A 22,712-nucleotide genomic window follows, 5' to 3' on the forward strand; every position below is an offset into this window, starting at 1 on the left:
TTGCCTATGAGATAAATAGATACGAAAACTATTTTTTCTTCGCCTCGGGGCGTTGATCTAAACTAATACCATTTATTTTAGGCCATAAAAAACCGCCTCGTGGACTAGACGAGACGGCATAATTCGGTCTGGTAAAATGGTACAATTCTTCACCATTGTTTATTTTTTAACCTAAACCAATTAAAGGTATGATTTTAACCAAATTAAACCAGCGTATTCTCGTTCAAAAAAAGAAAAAACGAAGTAAACGCTTAAACAAACTATTGCTAAGTATGAAATTAATCATTCTAATGGTTTTTGCCACAACTCTGCAGGTCAGTGCAGAGACGTTTGCACAAACTATTTCCTTCACAGGTAAGAAGGTCAGTATTGAGACTATATTTGAAAGTGTCGAAAGACAATGTAACTATGTTTTCTTTTATAACGCTGAATCATTGAAAAATTCCTCACCTGTATCTGTCAATTTGAAAAATGTGTCAATTGAAACTCTACTACAGGAAAGTTTGAAGAATCAGCCTATTCGCTATTACATAAAAGACCATACGATTTTCATCGTGCGAAAAGAGGCTACAGTCTCTGCAGAAGAAAGAGCAGCTGTTTTTTTCCAATCTCAGCAAAAAAGTACCATAGAAGGGAATGTGAAAGGTGAAGATGGAAAAGCAATTAAAGATGTAAGTATTAAGGTGAAAGGGACCAACAGAGGTACAGTCACAGATATGAATGGTAACTTTTCTATTAAAGCTGAAAAAGGAGATGTTTTATTAATTTCATCTTTAAACTATCGTAGTAAAGAGGTTATTGTTGGTAACGATTTTCTATCTATTCGTTTGGAATCTTACGTGAATCCTTTGGAGGCAGTTGTAATTGGTGGAAACTTAACTGCAACCAAACGTAAGGCAGATGTGTCTTCTATAACCACGCTTACAGCAGAGCAGTTGCAAAGATCACCTTATCAATCTGTAGATCAGGTTTTGACGGGCTTGGTTCCGGGTGTTTCAGTGGTGAGGTCTTCAGAAGGTGGAACATATAGTTCCCAAGGTAGTGTTCAGATTAGAGGGGCAGCAGGCGTTGGTATGGGAAGTTTGTATTCAGGAAAAATTGCTGTTTATGTAGATGGAGTTGAAATGCCAGGTGGTTCATATTTTCTATCCACACTTGATAAAAATATTGTTGACCGGATAGAGGTAGTGAAAGGGCCTTCAGCAGCAACACTCTATGGTAGTGGGTCTAATGGAGGAGTGATTTTAGTTTATACTAAAAAGGGGAAGAAAGATCTGATGTCTATCGACGCAGGTGTTTATGCCGGCTGGTATGATTCAAAATGGCAAGATAAGAAACCTTTCAGGCACATGGAGAATTTTAATATCAAACAAGGTTTCGCTAAAGACTTTGTTTATAATATTGGAGGAAGTCATGAATCTGCACAAACTTACCAACCCGGTGGTCTGAACAGAACGGATAATCTTTTCGGAAACTTAACTTATTCCAAAGGTAAATTCGATGTAACACTTGGAGGACGTTACAACAATACCTATATAGAACCCTCTCGTAATGCAAGATATGACACTTCAAATGTGGCTTATTTTAATAAGGTAGGTAGGAAGTTACTGGATACCATCAATTATTACGAACAGGCAAGTAAATCAGCGAGTCTTAACCTAGGTTACAAGGCAAGCGATTTCTGGAAGCACAATTTAGTGATGGGATATTCTTCGGCATCTTATAAATCTAGAAACAGAGAGAAATATGCATTTACACCAGGTAATTCAGTGTCAGATAACTTATATACAGAGCCAACAATAAGATATTTTAACGCTTTAGAGCTCGGGAATAAAGAAGCGTTCAGTGTTAATCTACTTACAGGTGTTGAATATAAAAAGCAGGTATATAAGAATATGTTTAATTATCAACCTAGTGGTAAAGCAACTGTATATGCAGATGATGTGCAAGAAACAACAGGGCTTTTTGGACAATTATTACTCGGTTTTAAAGATAGATACTTTTTAACGCTTGGAGCTCGAGAAGATTGGGATAAAAATATAGGCTCAGGCCATGTTTTTTCACCTAGACTTGGATTCACAACCAATTTTACGCTGAATGATTTTATGGTAAAACCAAGGGTAAGCTGGGGTAAAGGTACAACTGCGCCTTTGGCTGATTACAGACATTTTGCCGGGCCAAATCCTAGTAATGGGAGTTATAGGATTGACAATCCCGATATTAAATCTCAAGAGCAAGCCGGTTGGGATTATGGTTTAGAAGTATATTCTAATTCAGGCAATTTAAAATTTGAAGCTGTATATTATAATAATATAATTTCTAATGCTTTTTCCAATGAATTTAAAAATGGCGTAGTAACACCTGATCCGAATGTTACGACTACATGGAAGGTTATCAACATAGGTAAAGTAGCCAACAGTGGTTGGGAATTCTCAGCAGATTATAAGTGGAATATATTTTATATTAATGCAAATTATAGCATTATAAATTCAACGTTAAAAGAATCCCAAAAGACATTGGATCCTAATTATGATTACCCACTGGTGGGAGAGAGAACTTTTAATAATCCCAAAAGTATTGTAGGTGCAGAATTGGGTGCTAATCTACCTAAACTTTTTAGAGCCAGAGATAGGTTTGTTGTTAGCGTTAATTTGAGTCGACAAAGTGATATTGTGGGCTCTGATGAATACAAAAGTAATATGATTTTTGCTTTTGGAGGTAAATATAGTCCACGAAATACAATGACTGTATTCCCAGGTGCAAATATCTATAATATTAACTTGGCGTATAGCATTACTTCAGTATTGGAGTTTTCTGCCCAATGCCGAAACTTAACCAATAATATTGATCCTATGCATTTTGGCAGAACAAGTGTAGGTAGGGGATGGTTGTTTGGTCTGAAATACAATTTCAACAATTTTGTAAAACAATAATTATAATGAGTAGGGTTATTTATCAATCATTTTGGTGATGATAGGTAACCCTATTTTTAAAATGATTAGCAATGAAAAAAATATTAATATTACTTGCTTTATTATCGACAATTTTTCAAAAAGGAATTGCTCAACAGGAAAAACAACTCATCATCAAAGGTGATGTAAGTAGGGTTAAAGAGCATATAGAACAAGTGAAAATTTATGTAGGTAAGGCATGGGATTCTTGCAAGGTTGTTAATGGAAAGTATTCTTTTAACATTAAGTCCCATAAACCTTCTGCTATGGTGATAGATTTTTGTCCAAAAATCGGAGTATTCCCTTTAACAAGGGATAAAGTTACGGAAAAGTATCGCCACAGATTATATTTAGAGCCAGGTGTAGTAATAATTACCTGCATAGATTCGCTTTTCACTTGTAAAACGGAGGGTTCGAAGTACAATTTAGCATTTCAGGATTTTAGTAGGAAAAGAAAGGCCCGATTAGATCTACTAAATTCCATTAAAAATGAAATAGAAAAGGCTGAAAGAGATAATGATACAACTAAATCGAAAAGTCTTCGAGCAGATTATAGAATTAAATACGATGGTATTGATACTGAATTTTGTTGTGATTATGCTTTAAGTAATTCCAATAGTCCAATACTGTTTTATATACTGAAAGAAGCGGCAGGTTATCCTTTTAATGCGGAACGGGTAAAGCCTGTTTTTAAAAAATTACCGAAGCATATTCAGCAGTCAACAAAAGGTAAAGATTTTATTGAAAGAATTGGGAACTCTTTTAAAGTGGGAATTGGAAAAATGGCTCCCACCTTTACACAAGCAGATACTTCCGGAAATCTAGTTAATCTTTCTGATTTCCGCGGTAAATATGTATTGCTGGAGTTTTGGGGCAGTTGGTGTGTTTTCTGTAGATTGGAGACGCCAAATATGTTGCAGGCCTTTAAAAATTACAAAGATAAAGGGTTTACGATTTTAAGTGTAGCTGCTGATGACAGTAAGAAAAAGTGGATGGATGCTATCCATGAGGATAAAACAGGCGTATGGACGCATATATCAGATTTGAAAGGTAGCAGCAATGGAGTCGCGAAATTGTATAATGTAACAGGTTATCCAACCAATTATTTGATTGATCCTGATGGTAAAATAATTGCAGAAAACCTAAGGGGTAAAGCTTTAGAAAAGAAGTTGTTAGAAGTTGTAAGGTAGAAAGTTCTGTTGTTGCTATTTTAGCTTTTTTAGGATTATAATTTCTACTAGATATGAATTCATTTTTGCATATCTACTATATAACTTATTTAAGCAGCATCGTTTTTCAACCGTTTTAAGACCTTTTCCAGACTGGCAATTTTTGCCAGTCTGAATTTTTCTTTATACTGTTCGGGGCCGAAGGGGTTACAGTCGCACAACTATTGCCGATTTTAACCTACTTTGAAAGCTTGAAAGTTAATATTTAAATCATTTGTGTTGAGTCGTTTATGTTTTTTTGTCTTACTTCTGTATAAATATGGGTTACTTAATTCTGTCTTTTCACTTTAACGAATTCTGTGTCAGAATTTCATTGTTAAGCGAAATAAGGCTAAATTCCTAATGTTTTGAAGGTCACTTGTCGAACACTCAAATGTTAGAGAGTGAGATAAATTTTAAATAACATTAACTTTTAGAAATTTCTTAATTTCCAATACGTAGGAAAGATGGATTGCAATAGTATTAAGTTTAAGAAAATAGGATAATTTAGCACGGTGTCTACCATCTGAGGAACATATTTCATTGTTATGATTCGTATCTGTATCGTAAAGTAGATATTTGATATTTTAATAAGATACTCTTTGTCACCGCACTCCTTTCTTTTAAGAATGGATGATACTTTATTACATCATCATATGACACTTAAAGGGATTATAGACGTATCGTCGGCCTCTTCGATTTTGACGAAGTTCAAAGAATGTATGTGTTTTTTTTAATTGTGCGCTATGTATTAAAATATAATTTTGCTAGACTTGCATTATCACAACTAATCTCATCCTTTTTTTTGTTTTATGGGTAAGTTATTCGGGGTATTAACTATCTTTCCTATAATTAACGATCTTTCCTATAATTTAAAGCGTTTGGCAGGGTGAAAAAATAACGTAATGAAGAAAGATACTGAAGATAGTATAATTTGGGATAATATTATTGGCGGCGATCAAAAGTCTTATCAAAAGATTTACAATAAATTTTTTGATATGCTGTATGAATATGGAATGCGTATCAACTATGATGAAGAATTGGTCAAAGAATGTATTCAAAATCTGTTTATAAAGCTTTGGGTAAACAGGCATACCATTCATTCAATCAGTAATTTTAAACCTTATCTGCTGGTATCATTACGGAGTGCAATTTACAACAGTATCCGCGATCAAAAAAGAGACAGAATAATTTCGTTAACAGGCGAATATACTTTCCAGCTGGAGTTTTCTGCCGAATCCGCCTATATAAAAAAAGAGATCGACAAAGAACAGGCTGCCAAGATTTTAAATGCGCTTAATAAGTTAAGCACCCGTCAAAAAGAGATCATCTTTCTTCGTTATTTTGAGGAACTGGATTATAAGGAAATCTCACAAATAATGAATATCTCCATAAAAGGGGGATATAAGCTTACTGCCCGGGCTTTGGATGCACTCAGAGATATCCTTCATGTTTCACTGCCAACTTTGATTTACTACCTGAAGTTAATGTCCTAAATTCATTACGGCAATCTAACAATTTAGCCATTTAGTTTAGTGTTTTTGGGAAGCTTATACTGTATTAAACATTCTTAACAGTACAATTGGACATGGTAAATAACGTGAGTTCGGGATAAGAAACCTCATAACCTGAACCGAGGCTTTGGCGAGTTCATGAAAATAATTAAAAACATAACACTTTTGAATAAAAACCTGCGTCCGTGCCTGATGCACCTGACGTTTGTGTTGTGGCTAATTATTGCATCCCGCATCAGTCAGGCCGACTTAAGCAGAACGGGGAGGTATTACCCTGGCTTGAGATGGCCTAAATAGTATGGTGTTTATCCCGAGCTCATTAGATTTTATATCTGATTTTCCCTATGTTTTAAAATAATATAAAAATATTTATCCTTTTTGGGGTGTTTTTATTTTTTGTTGTGTCCTGTGTTAAAATAAAGTTAAGGACTTGAGCCATTTAATAGGCTTACATAATTTGTAAATTAGATGGAGTTAAATGTAATTAATGGGTTTTAATATTTTTTAATCTTTGATAGCTTATATAGTAAGCCCGGAGATTACGCAAGTTCAATTGACAAATAAAAAATAATTCAAATGAGTTCAAAGCATAACCAATACACAAAGGAGGATTTCATGTCCGACAAATTCTTTTTGGAATACGTTAAGTACGCAAGTCTTGAGTCAGTGGCGTATTGGGAAAGCTGGGTGGCATCAGCTCCTGAGAATTTGGCAGAGATGCAGGCAGCTAAGATGGAGATAAGATTTTTATTGTCAGCAAAAAGGATAGAAATTCCATCTGCCATTCGTGAAGAAGTTTGGGATGCAATTAAAAACAAATGCGATGAAGCGGACAACTCGGTTCCGGAGGTTACTAATCAACCAAAAATAAGAACACTTTGGCAATCAATTGGCCGCATAGCTGTCGCTGCAGCCATCCTGGTTGGCATCGGGACTAGTATTTATCTTTATCAACATCATACAGAATCAATAGTCAACAATAATCAAGTGGCTGCAGATGTTGCTCCTGGTGGTAACAAGGCAATGTTAACTTTGGCTGATGGCAAAAAGGTAATACTTGATCATGCACAAAATGGCCTCCTGGCACAACAAGGTAGTATTATGGTTAATAAAACTGCTGATGGACAATTAACCTATCAAGGTGCCAATGGTAAAAATGGTGCAAAGGTGATGATGAATAAACTCGAAGTGCCAAGAGCAGGGCAATATCAGTTAACCTTGCCTGATGGTACTAAGGTGTGGTTAAATGCCGCGTCCACATTAATCTACCCTGCTGTATTCACAGGTAATGAACGTAAAGTAACGTTGATTGGAGAGGCATACTTTGAAGTTGCAAAAAATAAGGCCCTGCCTTTCCGCGTAATCAGCCATAACCAAGTGGTAGAGGTATTGGGTACACATTTCAATATCAAAGCCTATACTGATGACGCAGTTACTAAAACAACGCTGTTAGAAGGTGCTGTTAAAGTTTCGCAGCTTAGAACGCATAATTCAAAACTTTTACAACCCGGACAGCAATCACTTCTTCAATCATCAACCTATTCGCTTAGCGTTCAGCAAGCTGACATAGAACAAGCTATGGGCTGGAAAAACGGCGATTTTATTTTCAAGAAAGAGTCGTTAACAGAAATTATGAAAGCATTAAACAGGTGGTATGATATTGAAGTTGAATATCAGGGCAATGTTAAAACCGACCAAACTTATAGCGGTTCAATATCACGATCAATGAATTTATCGGCCGTTTTGGAGAGGCTTGAGTCAACCGGTCAGATTAAATTTAAGATTACAGGTAAAAAAATCACCGTATTGGAGTAAAATCTGATATATATATAAATTACAATAACTAAATATCATTAACTAATCAAATAAACTAAACTAAACCAAATGCAAGAAAAATACGCACAAGATCCCTGAATACGAGTGGTTAGGCTAAAAAAATAGCCGGAAATGTTGCAACATTCCCGGCCGTAAGTTTGGTCTATTCATTAATCCCGACGTTAATCGGGTTGCTTTTACACATTATTAATGAACCATTGTAAAGTGTTGCCGAACCATTAAATCAGGCTCACTTGACGAACTTAAACTCAACCAAAAGTATGAAATTTTACATTAAAAATGTATGCAGGCCACCGCTATGCATAATTAAAATTTTAAATGTTATGAAACTGATAATTGTGTTGTTAACAACAACTATTCTCCAGGTGAATGCTAGTGTTTACGGGCAGCAAATTTCTATCAAACAAAATAATGTTACCCTTGTACAGGTATTTAAGGAAATTAGGAAACAAACAGGATATGATTTCTTTTATAGCGATCAGTTAATAGAGCAGGCTCATAAGGTAAACCTTAACCTTAAAAATGTTACCATCGAGGAGGCACTCAAAGTCTGTTTTATTAACCAACCATTAACCTATTCGATTAAAAATAAGACCGTAACCATTAAAGCAAAGGAAAAACTTTTTTCAGGTATAATTGGTGCTGATATACTGATTAGCGGTAGTGTAAAAGATGAAAAAGGTAATCCACTTGAAGGGGTAACAATTGCCTTAAAGGGTACAACTAAAGGTGTAATTAGTGATAAACAGGGGAGATATTCTTTTAAAGTGCCAGAAAAAGGTATCCTTATCTTTTCTTTAGTTGGTTACGTTTCTAAGGAAATTGAAATAAACGGACAAATCTTGTTGAACGTTCAACTGCATGAGGATATAAAAGCTATGGATGAGTTGGTGGTAACGGGCTATTCTGCACAGAAGAAAAAATCAATTACAGGTTCGGTGTCAACGATTACAGAGGAAGATCTGAAAAATGTGCCGGTTACCAGCATATATGAAGCACTTCAAGGAATGATACCTGGGCTTGCTATTCAAAATTCTAATTATCAACCGGGCAAGAACGACTTCAATGTACAAGTACGGGGCAAAACTACAGGACTAGATATAGGCAGCTCAAACCCCTATGGGCTAACCTCACCACCTTCTATGAATAATTTTAGCCTTGGTAATAGCAATCCTTTAGTGATAATTGATGGTATAGAAGGTAATATGGATTTGATTAACACAAATGATGTAGAATCTATTACCGTATTGAAAGATGCATCGGCTGCCATTTACGGCATTAAGGCTGCCAATGGTGTAATATTGGTTACCACTAAAAAGGGGACAACCAATGGGTTAAATATAAATTACAGTAATTTTTTTGCAGTGAAAGAACTCAAAAGGCAGATTAAATATTTACCCTCTTGGCAGCAAGCTGTGCTTATTAATGAAGCATTGAATAATGAACCAGGCAGTAGTGGAAGCGGTGGAGTAGGCGGTGGAGTAGGCGGTGGCATAATTGGTCCTGGTGGCGCTACAGGTGGATTTGGCGACCAACTTGTACCTATTTCCCAGAGTGACATTGAAAAATACAAAGCAGGGGCTCCGGGTTATTATAATACCAATTGGGAAGATCTGTTTTATTCGCCTGTATCATACAGACAAAAACATGCACTGAGCATTTCGGGCGGCGATGCCAAGACGACCTTTAGAGCATCGTTAGGATATGGGCAAGACAATGGTAATGTAAAAAAAGTATCCAGTAAAGAATATACGGCAATGCTAAATTTTAAAAGCCGATTTAGCAGTAAATTTTATATATCCGGAGGGGCAGACTTCGTATATAACCCTGTAATGGAACCAAGTGGCAAAGGCTTATCAGGCGTGGGTGAATTAATGGCTGAGACATCCTTCTTATCTCCTATGATACCGAGTGTATTTGAAAACGGGGCGCCAGGCTATAACCGGGGTGCTATTAATCCTCTTGCTTGGTTAAATTCCCCTTCATATATGCAAACGATCACGCGTAATGGCAGGGGAAATTTAAATCTAAATTGGACACCCATAAAAGAGTTAACGCTTAATGGAACGGTTGGGATTGCCTACGGCAACACGAGTAGGGAAACGTTCAAAAGCGAATTATATGCTTATACCGGTGGGCCTGAGGGTACCTCACTTAATGTTATACCGTATCTGTCTGAATATATAAACAAATTAGATAAATTAGAAAGTCAGGGGGCGAGTTTGCAAAACTCGATAACAGCAAATTACGATAAATATTTTGGTAACCATCAAATTACATTTTTAGCTGGTTACCAAGCTAGTAGTTCAACCCAAAATAGCATGCAGGGCAGTAAGCAGGGCTTGCTTAATGATAAGATTCTGAATTTTAGTCTCGCTCCTAATGAGGGGCAGCAATTAATAGGCAGTAGATTAGAAACGGGGCAAAAATCGGTATTCGGTAAATTATCTTATAATTACAACGATATTTTTTTTACAGACTTTACATTGCGCAGCGATGCCACATCGGCATTTTCGCCGGAGCATTATTGGGGCTTGTTTCCATCTGTTGGAGCTGCCTGGGTAGTTTCCAATCATTCTTGGTGGGCCGAAAACCAGAAATTAAAAGATGCCATAAGTTACTTGAAATTACGAGGTACACGGGGTACTTTGGGTAATGCATCTGTTGGTTATTTTTCATATTTAAGAACGTTTCAGCAATATAATTATTCATTTAACCAGCAAAATGTTCCTGCAGTTTACCCCACTAATGGCTATGACCCGAATATTACATGGGAAAAAACGAAAATGACTAATGTTGGGCTTGATATACGCTTTCTGAAAGATAAAATGAACTTTTCTTTCGATTGGTATCATAAAAATACGGTTGATATTTTAACAAGCTTGGGTGCTCCCCTTAGTTATGGTCTTGGCTCAGTGCCCTTTGAAAACGTGGGGTCAATGGTAAATAAAGGGTTTGAAATGCAATTGGGTACAAGGGGACGCAACGGTGATTTTTCTTGGGCACTAATCGGCTTTTTTACATACAACCAAAATAAGATTACAAAATATAAGGCTATAAATCGAACCACGTCATTAAGCTCATCATCGGAAATGGTAGTGGGCAATGAGGCTAGTGCTATTTACGGGTTGGAGGCGGATGGGATTATGCAAAGCCAGGAAGAAGTAGATGCGGCACCTAAAATAGCGGGTATAAACCCAGCGAATTATGGTCCTGGTGATATTAAGTATATAGATCAAAACGGAGATGGACTTATTGATTATAAAGACAGGGTGAAATTGGGTGTTAACACCGCTCCTGTTAAATATGGGTTGACGATGCAGGGCTCATGGAAGAGACTTAGCGTTTCGCTGCTATTTCACGGCTCAACAGGTAATAAAGCCTATATTGGTGAGGCTTTGGGTGCTATTGGAAACGATCGAGGCAAAGCATCGGTTTATTTTTGGGATAGGTGGACACCCGAAAATAAAACAAACACTATGCCCAGGGCATATAACTCGTATTGGCAAAACAATCCCAATCAAGTGTTTTCTTCTTTTTGGCTAAGAGATGTTTCTTATGTGCGTTTAAGAACGTTAACGGTTACCTACGATTTGCCCTTAAACGTATGTAAAAAAATAAGTGCAAAATACTTGAAGGTTTTTTATAGCGGTGAAAATCTGGCTACTTTCAGTAATTTTTATAAGGGTCTTGATCCAGAAACTTCGGCGCCATATGTATCTGCACTTAGTTTCTCTGCACCGGTAGTACATTCATTTGGGATAAACGTACAATTTTAAATAGAATTAAAGACAAAAAGTTAAGCACATGAAAAAACTACGTTATAGTATCAATATTAGTATAGCCATAATGTTATTAACAATTGGCTGCAAGAAAAATATATTGGATGTGGCTCCGCAAGATGCTTATTCCGATAAAACCTTTTGGAGTACCAAAAAAGATGTAATAGCCGCCATAAATGGTTGTTATGCCAATTGGGAAAGTGCAAGTAATATATTACGGAACGACTGTTTTACAGATAATGAGTATTACAATGGATACAGTGGGATGTATGAATTGTTTGCTTCAGGCAGAGTTACGGCTGCGATAAATTTTAGCCCTGTTTTTTATGAATATGGTACTATTTATACCTGCAATTGGTTTTTAGAAAATGTAGATAAGGTAAATAGTTCTATTGTGGATGGCAGTTTAAGGGAAAGAGTAAAAGCCGAAGCCCGTTTTATACGGGTCTACCGTTACTTTATTTTAACCCAGTATTACCGGGATGTGCCTTTAATAACGGCCACACAAACGGCGGCAGAGGCAAGAGTCGGTAAACAAAAATCTAAAGCAGCAATTACCGATTTTATGTTAAATGAACTGGCGGCGATTGCCCCTAACCTGCCTGTCGAATATACTGATTTTGCCGATGTTGGACGTATAACAAGAGGGGCAGCGCTGGCGTTAAAAGCAAGGATAGAATTATTTAATAAAAAATATACCGATTGTATTGCCACCTGCACACAATTAATGACTGCTCCATTCAATTACAGTGTATATACTTTACCCAATCCTAACGCTAATGCGTACGAAGAATTATTCAGGCCAGGGAATGTAAATGCAATAGTGAATAAGGAGGATATTTTAGATATACAATATAAAATAAACCAAAATGAAAAAAATGTTTTATCGGAGATTGGTATTTATCCTGTTGGAAATAGTGCAGTAGGTATGACACAAAGTTTGGTGGATGAATACGAAACAATTAATGGCTTAACTATTGCCAACGACCCTAGCTATGATCCTTCACAACCGTATAAGAATCGCGACAAGCGATTGGATGCTAGTATTATTAGACCGGGATTATGGTACAATGGCATTTATTTTGATCCTATTACCCCTTCCGATCCCTCTGAATGGCCTATGCCGGTTCCTAATTCTTATCTTTTTTTGAGTAACGATAAAGCGGTTCCCTCTAATTCACCTACAGGGTATAACCTCAAAAAATACCTAAGTATTATAAAAGATTATTATGGTACTCCTTACGGAACAACCGCTGGGCTGAGTAATACCGGAGGCAATGTAATGGTGATACGCTACGCTGAAGTATTACTTACCTATGCCGAGGCGAAAATAGAAGCAGGACAGATAGATGCAAGTGTATATGACGCCATTAATCAATTACGAAGTAGGGCCGGTTTGCCTAATGCTACACCCTCTAATCAAACAGCCATGCGGGACTTGGTGCGCCGAGAACGTAGAGTGGAGCTGGTTGGCGAGGGTTTGCGCTGGTTCGATATTGTTCGCTGGAATATAGGACCTACAGTAATCACCCCTGTAATGGCCTGCCCCGAAGGTACTGTAGACAGGACAAACGGAAATATTACCTTACAGGTTGGTTCCAATGCAGTAGTTGCACCACGTTCTTATACACCTAAATATAATATATTTCCTATTCCTGCAATGGAACTCCAACAAAATTCTAATATTCTACAAAATATAGAATATAGATAGTTTTTAAATTAAAATTTTTTAATCATTAAATAAAAAAAGATATGAAACAATTAAAATTAGTAATGGCTATAGTTATTTTATTATGGGTTAGCAGTATGGTTACTGTTCATGCTCAGGATTCTAAAAAACCAGGAGACAATATACCGGCTTTAAAAGGGCTGGTGCCGCTTGATCCGTTTAAAATAACGCCAGAGCAAGGCAAAACCTTTAACCCTACCTTAGGTAAAGACGTTTATTTTGAAGATGGGACGTCCCTAACAGGAGATCAGTTTATGCAAAAAATGATGGATCCAAATATTATAGTGGTACCCTATGTAAAAAAGGAAGACCTCAATACCATATTGGCCATGCTGATACGTAGGGCATCTGCCGAGGAAAAAGAAGCAAAAGAGGCAATTATGAAAAAAGCTGGTATGGGGGAAGTACGAAATTTGGGTGATGGGGAGGATATTAATAATCCAGAACTGATGAAACCCATTGAATTTGACCCGAATACCAAGTACGAAGAATTTACAAAAGGCTTAACTAAATTCGTAAAAAAGCCGGGTGATCCGGTAATAAGAGGTGGTTCATTCTCGAATCCTACCCGGGTAGCTTTTTTTGATCCTGAAGGGAAATTTATTCCTGCATTCACTAAAGACGATAGTGATATGGATAAAAACAAAGGGTTGAGTAAAGAATTATGTAAATATTTCTTTAATGTTAAAGATTATGTAAATGGGGAAACTTTTGTTGATGGTAAAAATACCATAAAAGCGATTAAGTTTAGAAAGGCAACAATGGAGGAAAGAAAAAATGCACCAAATATGGCTTCAACATCGGTTAATGCTGAGGATGCCGGCTCAACAATGGCTTCCAGTTCCTCTAAATTAAGTGTTGATTATGAAAACAACACTTTGAAAGATAAGTTAGTTGGTACAAAGGCTGGTGATATCAATGTAATAGATATAAACGGCAACAAATTTAATATGGCCGAAGCCAAAGGGAAGGTAGTGGTGTTAAATTTTTGGTATGTAGAATGCATGCCTTGTAGAGAAGAAATGCCTTTATTGAATAAATTGGTAGATGCATACAAAGGCAAAGACGTAGAGTTTATAGGCGTTGCTACGAACAATAGGGAGTCTTTAATTAAATTTTTAAAAACAAAAGAGTTTAAATATCGCATTATTTCGAATGGACTCTCAATAGCTAACACCTGGGAAGTAGGCGCTTTTCCAACCAATATCGTGATTGATAAAAAAGGAAAAATAATCCTTGTAGAAACAGGCTATGTTGGGGATATCGATGCTAAAATAAAAGCGAAAATTGAAGAGGCCCTAAAAAAATAAGTGGATAAAATGCCTGATAAGGAAGGATTTATCAGGCATTTTATTTTCAAACAATCTGTAAAATAAAAATATGATACAACGATTTTTTTTGTTAATAAACCTCTTTTTGCTGGTTGTTACCTCTAACTGCCTCTATGCACAACAGGTAGAGAATGATAATGGTAATCAAATTTTTCATAGTGTAAGTCAAACCCTCAAGAAGAACTCATTTATTGGGAAATCCCTGTTTAATGATGCTTTTTCAGGTAAGTTGTTTCACTTGTACCTTAACTCGCTAGATGAAGAACACCTTATTCTATTGCAAACCGATATTGATTATTTGAAGAAATATGCCCTTACCCTGGATGATGAATTAAATGGAAATCCTCCCTTATTTTATATAGAGGTGCTGAAACGTTATAAAATAAGGGTAGATGAATTTGAAAAAAATTGCGAGGATATTTTAAAGAAACCTTTTAATCTGAATAATGAAGCGATTGATTTGCAAACGATATCCAAAACTTACCCAGCTAGCAGTTCAGTACAAAAAAGTAAACTGAAAAAATATTTGATGTACGAGGTGCTTAAAGCGATGGGGGTATTGCGAAAAAGCAATGTTAATGCAGGTATAGCTAATATACAAAAACAGGCGATGGCCTTAGTAAACACGAAGTTTGTAAATAGGTGCGCTAAAATTAAAATGGGCTTTTCTACGATTGATTTCTTAGGGGATTATTTAAAACAAGTATGCCTCACCGTTGACCCCCATACCGCTTATAATACTCCTAAAGAAGCGAGCGTAATGGATTCTAGAAATAAAGGGAATATTTGTGGCGTGGGCATGCAACTGGATGAAAAAAATGGCTATTTCAGCGTATTATCACTAATTAAAGGTGGGTCGGCATTATTATCAGGTAAAATAAAGAACGGTGATTTATTGTTAGCTATTCAGGAGCCGGGTAAAGAGACTCAAAACATTGCAGGCTGGAATCTTGGGGAAGTTATCCAACGTATAATAGGTGAAGAAGACAGTGAGGTGATTTTGTTTTTCCGTAATGCAAATGCTGAAAATTTTTCTGTAACACTAAAAAGAGGACAAATAGCAAATGCTGCCGCCAAAGTACGGGGTTTTATTATTAAAAAAGAAAATCGGAAAACCGGCTATATAGTTATACCGGAATTTAATAATAATGTAGCCCTTGATTTGGAGGGGCAATTAATAGCGCTAATAAAAGAAGGGGTGGATGGTATTGTCATCGATCTACGATCAAATCCTGGTGGTGCGCATGAGCTGGTCGCAACGTGTGCCGGCTATTTTATTCCTCAGGGGCCAATTTCACAAGAACGTTCTAGCAAAGAAGGAAAGGTAAGTGTAACGGTCGACCGTGACCCCACAATGCTTTACAAAGGGCCTCTGGCTATTTTAGTAAGCGAGCGTAGTGCCTCTGCCTCTGAATTATTTTCTTCCTGCCTGCAGGATTATAACCGGGCTATTATTATTGGCCTCCCTACATTGGGTAAAGGATCAATGTTTATGTCTTTCTCGCTAGCTATTGAGGGCGAATCAGCTGAGGATATACGCAATAATAAATATGGGCAGTTAAATATTACAATGGGCAAGTATTATAGAATTAAAGGGCCTTCGGTACAGTTAACTGGTGTAATACCCGATGTAATCGTACCCGACTATAGAGAAATGCCTCAGATAAGAGAGCGGAAACGCCCATGTGCGCTCCAAGCAGATACAGTACCTCCTGCCAATTATACCTATTATAATTTTGGGTATGACATCCCCAAGGCAAAACGCATACTTAATGAGCAGGTAAAAAAAGACCCACAATTTGCTGCTATACAGAAAGCAAAAACTTGGCTGCAAAAGCAGCAAACGAAACCTATACCTCTAAACTGGGAAAAGTTTGTAGCTCATGAAAAAGCAACCGCTAATGGAATAGGTGAAGCCGTACGTGTTTCTCTTTTAAAAGAGAAACTAATAGTGGGGCTACCTACTTTAAAGCAGCAGGAATTTATTATAAACGGCCAAGAGGAAGATGAGGAAGACAAAGCAAAACTCAACAAACAATGGCAGGAATATTTATCTGGAGATGTACAATTAAATCTGGCCGTCAAGGCGATAAAACTAATGCAAAAATAATTTATTAAATGAATTGTATGATACAGATACGAACAATAATCTTCCTTATGATAGGGCTTGTTGTTTCAACAAGGCTGCCTGCGCAAAGTAATGTCCCTGTTGTAAATACTTTATTTTGGAAAATCTCCGGCAATGGGTTAACCCAACCATCGTATTTGTTTGGCAGTAACCATCTCATTTGTAAAAAAGATGCAGAAGGCTTAATAAGCGATTTAGTAAAGCAGGCGATTAAAAGTGTAGATGAAGTTTGTTTTGAGGTTGACTTGAGCAATTCAGCACAAATGGTTATTGCACAGAAGTATAACGATATGGTTAATGATGTAAAACTTAATCAATTACTAACTACAAAGGAAATGGATACGGTAAACAATTATTATCAAAAACACCCAGAGATTGGAGTTCCGAAAGAAGCGCTAAACACGCTGAAGCCTGCGCTTTTTAATTCGATCATTAGCGTGGCTTTATTACCCTGCCCCAATGAGATAAGCAATATGGAAGATGCTATTTTAACATTGGGTAAGGAGAATGATAAAAAATTAACCGGCATTTCTACTTACAAAGAGCAAGCAGGGTTTATGGATAGCATACCTTATGAGGAGCAGGCAAAAGGCTTGATGGCAAAAATCAGGTTACTGAACAACCTTACCGAAGAAAATAATGGTTACTTAAAAACCTTAAAATTATATATAGGGCAAGATGCAGTAAAATTAGATAGTGTTCTCAGGAGCGGAACTTCCGATAGGTTTGCTAAAATTATAGGTGAAGAGCGTAATAAACTATGGATGCCTCGTTTTAAGCAAAAGTTGCAAACTCAAAGCCTATTTATTGCTGTTGGGTTTGCACACTTATTTGGCTCAGAAGGGTTAATTAATTTATTTATAAAAAACGGATACACCGTTGAAGGCATAAAAAATTAAATGGTTATGAAAAATAGAGGTTTAATAATAGTGGTGGTCATAATCACTGTCTTTTTTGCAGAGCCAATTTATGCCCAGCAATCGGGTTTGTTTCAAATAAATGGCACATTTAGTAATATTTCCAATGTGGAAAAAGTAATTCTTGAATATAGTAGAGCCGAAGGTCAAATAAAAGATACGCTGCTGGTAACCAACGGGCAGTATGCCTTTTCAGGCAAGATTAATGAGCCTCAAGTAATTACTTTAAAAGTAGAATATTTCGCAGATAAAGAATCGAAGAGGCGCCAAGAAAGGACAGCGAAGGATTTTGCTTATGTGTACATTGATCCTTCTGAAATTACGATAAGCTCAGAAAATGAATTTAGAAATATTACAGTTGAAGGCAGCAAATGGCAACATGATTATGTAGAATTAATGAATGGACAAAAATTTTGGGCAGATTCTGCGAAGCGAGCACTCGCCGTTTTTCGGAGCTATCAATCAAAAGGAGATACTGTAAATATGCACCGTACAGATGGTGATTATATAGGCGCCTTTGAACAAATGAATAAACGAGTTATGCTGCCTTATATAAAAGCAAAGCCCCAATCGCCATTGGCATTATATGCTTTAAAAACATATGCAGGCGTTGATGTTAAAAATTATCAGGAAATTGAACAATTATTTCAATCGCTTTCGCCCGAAATACGACAAATGCCTTCGGCCCAAAAATACGCGGCCTATTTAAGAAAAATTTCAACAGCGGCATCAGGTGCCATGGCCCCAGATTTTACATTATTAGATACAGTAGGTAAAAAAGTAAAATTATCCTCTTTTAAAGGTAAGTACGTGTTTCTTGATTTTTGGGCAAGTTGGTGCGGGCCTTGTATGGCCGAAATGCCCAGTGTAGTAAGGGCATATAACGGGTATAAAAATAAAAATTTTACGGTGGTTGGCATATCTTCTGATACGCCAGATAATTCGGAAAAATGGATGAAAGCTATTCGTACCAATAATTTGTTTTGGACACAACTTATTCAAGATAGGGGTAACGTATCTAAGCTTTATAACGTAACCAGCATCCCTAGAAATTTTTTAATCAATCCCGAAGGCGAAATTATTGCCAACGATTTAATGGGTGAAAAATTAGAAGAAAAATTAAAAGAAATATTTAGAAAGTAGCCCTTATCACAAATTTAAATAATGATGCTGCCAGTTTGCAGCGTAAAATCTAAGCATATGAAAAAAATAGTTATTTTAATTGTTATTTTATTTTCTTTTTTATTGAAAGTAAAAGCTCAATACCCAGCTTTATTACAATTAAATGGGACACTGACAAATATCCCCTCGGCAAAAAAAATTATTTTTTACTACGTGAACGCAGAAGGGAAATCTGTTGTCGATTCAGCAAATGTTGAAAATAACGAATATACTTTTGTTGCGCAAATATTGCAACCTCACGATGCTACTTTAAAAGTAATCCGTCAATATCCTAAAGGGGAAAAGCCCACCGTAAACCCTTTATATTCTCCTGAAAATATTGCCAAAATTTTTATTAATGCAGGCACTATTTCTGTCAATTCTACCGATTCTTTTTCAAACATTGCAGTAAACGGGGCTACCTGGCAAAAAGATTTTGAGTATATAAAAAAAGCCGAAGAAAAACTTAGGGCAACTGCAGGGGAGGGACAGAAAGAATGGTATGCGTATAAAGAGAAAGGCGATACGGCAGCCATGAGCAGAATAATAGAAGAAGGAAAACAAGACTCGGAAGCAATCATTAAAAAATTATATTACCCCTATGCTAAAACGCATCCCGAATCTCCTATGTCTATTTGGGCATTACGGGTGATCTGTAACGAAGGCAAATCCATCGGTAACAAAGAAATTATGGAGGCGTTTAATGCACTAATGCCTAACATAAAATCTTTGCCTGCCGCAAAAGATTTGGAGCGCTATATAAAGTTTACCGCAACAACGGAAATAGGAAGTCCGGCGCCGCAGTTTAGTTTACAAGATGTAGATGGAAAATCAGTTGCACTCTCTTCATTTAAAGGTAAATATGTGCTGGTGGATTTTTGGGCAAGTTGGTGTACGCCTTGCCGTGCTCAAAATCCATATATACAAGCCGCATTAGCGCAATATGGCAATAAAAAATTTACTGTTTTAAGTATTACATCGCCAAAAGAATCAAGTAGGGAAGCATGGTTAAAAGCTATTGAAGACGATAAAATGACTTGGATAAATGTGTGGGATAAAGAAGGAACTGTATCTAAAATGTATAATGTAGTCTCCATCCCCCGTAACTTTTTAATTAACGACAATGGAATTATTATTGGTAAAGATCTGTTTGGCGGAGAGTTGGATGAAAAACTGAAAGAAATATTGGACAAATAATGTTAAATAGGTTGCCTGTATAGGGAACTTTTTTTTACCAAGAGCTAAGAAAAATACATAAAGCCTATTTTTTGACAGTTCATTCTTTAATAATTATTATAAAAAAAATGAAAAATAGCAAAATAATCATGATCATGCTTTTTGTATTCATTGCTTTTTCGAGCAAGGCGCAAAAGGGTTTACAATTGAAACTACAGGTTGGTAGTAAGTGGTATTGTGAACAAAACAATAACAATATCCGAAAAATGAAAAAGGAGGGCGATAGTATAGTTCTCGTTATGGAAAATACTTTAGGCAGTACATTCGAAGTATTGAGTGAAGACAAAGGACTTTATAATATTAAACTCACATTTAGCGATATAAAGTCTCGTAACAAATCCCCAATGGCAGAAAACGATATTTTATTTGATTCGAAAAAGGAAGAAGATATGGCCGGAGAGATGGGTGAAAATGTGAAAAATATTCTTGGTAAAAGCTATGTGTTTACCATTACAACCGACACTCGAAAAGTTACAGCCATCAAAGAAAGGCCAGATCTAGAGAATCTATCCCAGCCCAATGATTTAGAACCAGATGTAAGGTTATTTCCCCAAACCGATGACGAATTGAATAAGTTCGTTAAAAAAATATTTGGAGGGGGGATCCCTGATGCTCAACTGGTAACGGGTTTAAAGTGGGATACCACCTTATCTGTGAATGCAGAGGGTGTTAATCATACGGTTAATGCTATTTATACGATTAACCGCATTGAAGGGCACATAATTTTTATCGATGTGACATCGAAGCGGTCGGCCGATGGGACACCGAACGGTACTGACTTCAAGTTTTCTGGCAATTTTACCACTAAAGGAACAGCATCAGTAGATCAAACAACGGGGCTTTTAATAGAAAGTAAAAGTGAGGAGAATGGTAATGAGGTTATGAAATCAGATAAGGGCGAAGATAAATGGACTGTAACTAAATTGAATTTGTTTACCATCAAAAAGTTGCAATAAATAGTCTATTCGCCTTTTGTGTTCGATAAAAACAGTAAATAAAGCATTTAACATTAAAAACATATCCGGATTCAATGAAACATTTTTTGTTTTCTATTTTGTTTGCAGGCTTTGTGGCTGCAAACCCTCTAAGCCTTTTTGCCCAGGCTAAATACCAGTATAAAATTGACCTTACCAAGGCAACCGATCATACTTTACAGGTGGAATTGTTAACCCCAGAAATCAATCATCCGAGTATTGAATATTTCTTTCCTGCTATTGTTCCTGGCACCTATTCCATCAGTGATTATGGCCGCTTTGTACACAATCTGAAAGCGTTTGATAAAACAGGGAAAGAATTAACAGTTGAGCATAAAAATGTAAATAGCTGGAAGATTGACCATGCGCAACAGCTGTATAAAATCACTTATGTGGTGGAAGATACTTGGCATACTAAAATTAGTGAAAATGCTATTTATCCCATGGGGGGCACCAATATCGAGCTAAACAAACAGTATGTTATCAATACACCCGGGTTTTTTGGCTATTTCGATAAACTAGAAAAATTACCCTTTGATGTAGAGTTTCAGAAACCTGCTGGTTTTTATGGGTCAACAGCGCTTACTCCATCCATCAGTACAAAAACGACTGATCTGTTTCAATTAAAAAATGTGCACGAGTTATATGATTCGCCCATTATGTATTGCAAACCCGATACTGTTAGTGTAAATCTGGGTCGCACGCAGGTGCTTGTTTCCGTTTATTCCCCAGATAAGCGGGTAGAAGCTGCAATTTTGGCCAAAACAATGGGGAATTTGCTTACCGCTACACAGACTTATCTTGGCGGAAAGTTACCTGTAAAAAAATACGCTTTCCTGTATAGTTTTAATGATGAGGTAAACCCGAAAGAGGTAATGGGCGCATTGGAACATAGCTATTCTTCTTTTTATGCATTTCCACAAATTAACGAGGCCAAAGTAAAATCAATGGTAGTCGATATGTCGGCGCATGAGTTTTTTCATATCATTACGCCATTGGCCATCAGCTCAAAAGAAATCCGTGAGTTCAATTATCAGCAACCTATTTTGTCAAAACATTTGTGGTTGTACGAAGGATCAACAGAATACGATGCACATCATGTGCAGGTTAAGGCAGGTATAACAACAGTGTCCAAATTTTTCAAGGAGCTCACCTCAAAAATCATCAAGTCTAAAAAGGAATTTAAAGATACCCTTGCGTTTACTGTAATGAGTAAAGAAGTAGCGACTACTTATGCCGATCAATACCCGAATGTGTACTTAAAGGGAGCGTTGATCAATGCCTGTCTTGATATATACCTACTGCATCTTTCTAAAGGGCGTTATGGATTAATGGAACTGAAACACGATTTGGGAATAAAATTCGGCGGAGGTAAATATTTTGAAGATGATCAGTTATTTGATGAAATAGCTGCACTCAGCTTTCCCGAAATAAAAGATTTCCTCAATAAATACGTAGCAGGCAAAGCGCCTATACCTTACACCGAATTTTTTGCAATGGCTGGGGTGTCTTACCACGATTATTTCAAACGAGAGGTAAATTCTATCGGTAATATCAGTATAACATCTCTTGGTGGGAGCAAAGTTAATATTGTGAATGCAAGCAAAATGGATGCTTTTGGAAAGCTTATGCAATACAAACTCATGGATGAGCTAGTGCAAATTAACAATATAGATGTTAATACAGATAATTATATGGAAGTAATCGAGACTGTAAAACGAAAAATAAAGCAAGGCGATACGCTGACTGTAGTTGTAAAACGTAAAAATGATTCAGGGGAAATGAAGGAAGTAAAACTATCCGCACCTGTTTCATCGTTGAGGGAAATAGAAGAGGAACGATATAAAATGCTGTTGATGGAGGAAAACGAACTTACCCCATCTCAACATCTTGTAAGAGATTCATGGTTAAAAAGTAACTGTTATTAAAGAAGATTATATATTTT

Annotated in this window: 13 protein-coding genes; all 13 read left to right on the forward strand. The window is 36.6% G+C overall.

Annotation, left to right across the window (positions count from 1 at the left end):
- Positions 1 to 272: 272 nt before the first annotated feature.
- The 13 genes from B9A18_RS03840 to B9A18_RS03900 all read left to right on the forward strand — a co-directional run bounded on the left by B9A18_RS03840 (position 273) and on the right by B9A18_RS03900 (position 22,695).
- Positions 273 to 2,933 carry a SusC/RagA family TonB-linked outer membrane protein gene (locus B9A18_RS03840; RefSeq protein WP_159452599.1) on the forward strand — a complete coding sequence of 887 codons (2,661 nt, stop codon included), beginning with the start codon at positions 273 to 275 and terminating at the stop codon, positions 2,931 to 2,933.
- Positions 2,934 to 3,004: 71 nt separating this feature from the next.
- Positions 3,005 to 4,141, forward strand: a complete 1,137-nt coding sequence (locus B9A18_RS03845) for a peroxiredoxin family protein (protein ID WP_084287329.1) — start codon at positions 3,005 to 3,007, stop codon at positions 4,139 to 4,141.
- Between the two features lie 923 nt (positions 4,142 to 5,064).
- Complete coding sequence (locus B9A18_RS03850; RefSeq protein ID WP_029275940.1) at positions 5,065 to 5,655, forward strand: RNA polymerase sigma factor; 591 nt, start codon at positions 5,065 to 5,067, stop codon at positions 5,653 to 5,655.
- A gap of 594 nt (positions 5,656 to 6,249) precedes the next feature.
- Positions 6,250 to 7,488 (forward strand): FecR family protein, encoded by a 1,239-nt coding sequence (locus B9A18_RS03855; protein ID WP_084287330.1) that lies wholly within the window; start codon positions 6,250 to 6,252, stop codon positions 7,486 to 7,488.
- Positions 7,489 to 7,832: 344 nt separating this feature from the next.
- On the forward strand, positions 7,833 to 11,288 hold the full coding sequence (locus B9A18_RS03860) for a TonB-dependent receptor (protein ID WP_159452600.1): 3,456 nt from the start codon (positions 7,833 to 7,835) through the stop codon (positions 11,286 to 11,288).
- Positions 11,289 to 11,316: 28 nt separating this feature from the next.
- The gene (locus B9A18_RS03865; RefSeq protein ID WP_084287332.1) at positions 11,317 to 13,002 is read left to right on the forward strand and encodes a RagB/SusD family nutrient uptake outer membrane protein; all 1,686 of its coding nucleotides are present in this window, start codon (positions 11,317 to 11,319) and stop codon (positions 13,000 to 13,002) included.
- A 41-nt stretch (positions 13,003 to 13,043) separates the two neighbouring features.
- Positions 13,044 to 14,330, forward strand: coding sequence for a TlpA family protein disulfide reductase (locus tag B9A18_RS03870; RefSeq protein ID WP_084287333.1), 1,287 nt, complete (start codon positions 13,044 to 13,046; stop codon positions 14,328 to 14,330).
- Between the two features lie 70 nt (positions 14,331 to 14,400).
- Positions 14,401 to 16,461: a carboxy terminal-processing peptidase gene (locus tag B9A18_RS03875; protein ID WP_084287334.1), complete on the forward strand. Its 2,061-nt coding sequence runs from the start codon at positions 14,401 to 14,403 to the stop codon at positions 16,459 to 16,461.
- Positions 16,462 to 16,478: 17 nt separating this feature from the next.
- Positions 16,479 to 17,378, forward strand: coding sequence for a TraB/GumN family protein (locus B9A18_RS03880; RefSeq protein WP_159452601.1), 900 nt, complete (start codon positions 16,479 to 16,481; stop codon positions 17,376 to 17,378).
- Positions 17,379 to 17,384: 6 nt separating this feature from the next.
- Positions 17,385 to 18,539, forward strand: coding sequence for a TlpA disulfide reductase family protein (locus tag B9A18_RS03885; protein WP_159452602.1), 1,155 nt, complete (start codon positions 17,385 to 17,387; stop codon positions 18,537 to 18,539).
- A gap of 57 nt (positions 18,540 to 18,596) precedes the next feature.
- Entirely contained in the window at positions 18,597 to 19,754 is a 1,158-nt protein-coding gene (locus tag B9A18_RS03890) for a TlpA disulfide reductase family protein (RefSeq protein WP_159452603.1), read from the forward strand.
- A 107-nt stretch (positions 19,755 to 19,861) separates the two neighbouring features.
- A complete protein-coding gene (locus tag B9A18_RS03895) occupies positions 19,862 to 20,749 on the forward strand; it encodes a DUF6263 family protein (RefSeq protein ID WP_084287338.1) in 888 nt (295 codons plus the stop codon).
- Positions 20,750 to 20,823: 74 nt separating this feature from the next.
- Positions 20,824 to 22,695, forward strand: a complete 1,872-nt coding sequence (locus B9A18_RS03900) for a M61 family metallopeptidase (RefSeq protein ID WP_084287339.1) — start codon at positions 20,824 to 20,826, stop codon at positions 22,693 to 22,695.
- Positions 22,696 to 22,712: the final 17 nt, after the last annotated feature.

Source organism: Pedobacter nyackensis, assembly GCF_900176505.1.
GTDB lineage: Bacteria > Bacteroidota > Bacteroidia > Sphingobacteriales > Sphingobacteriaceae > Pedobacter > Pedobacter nyackensis.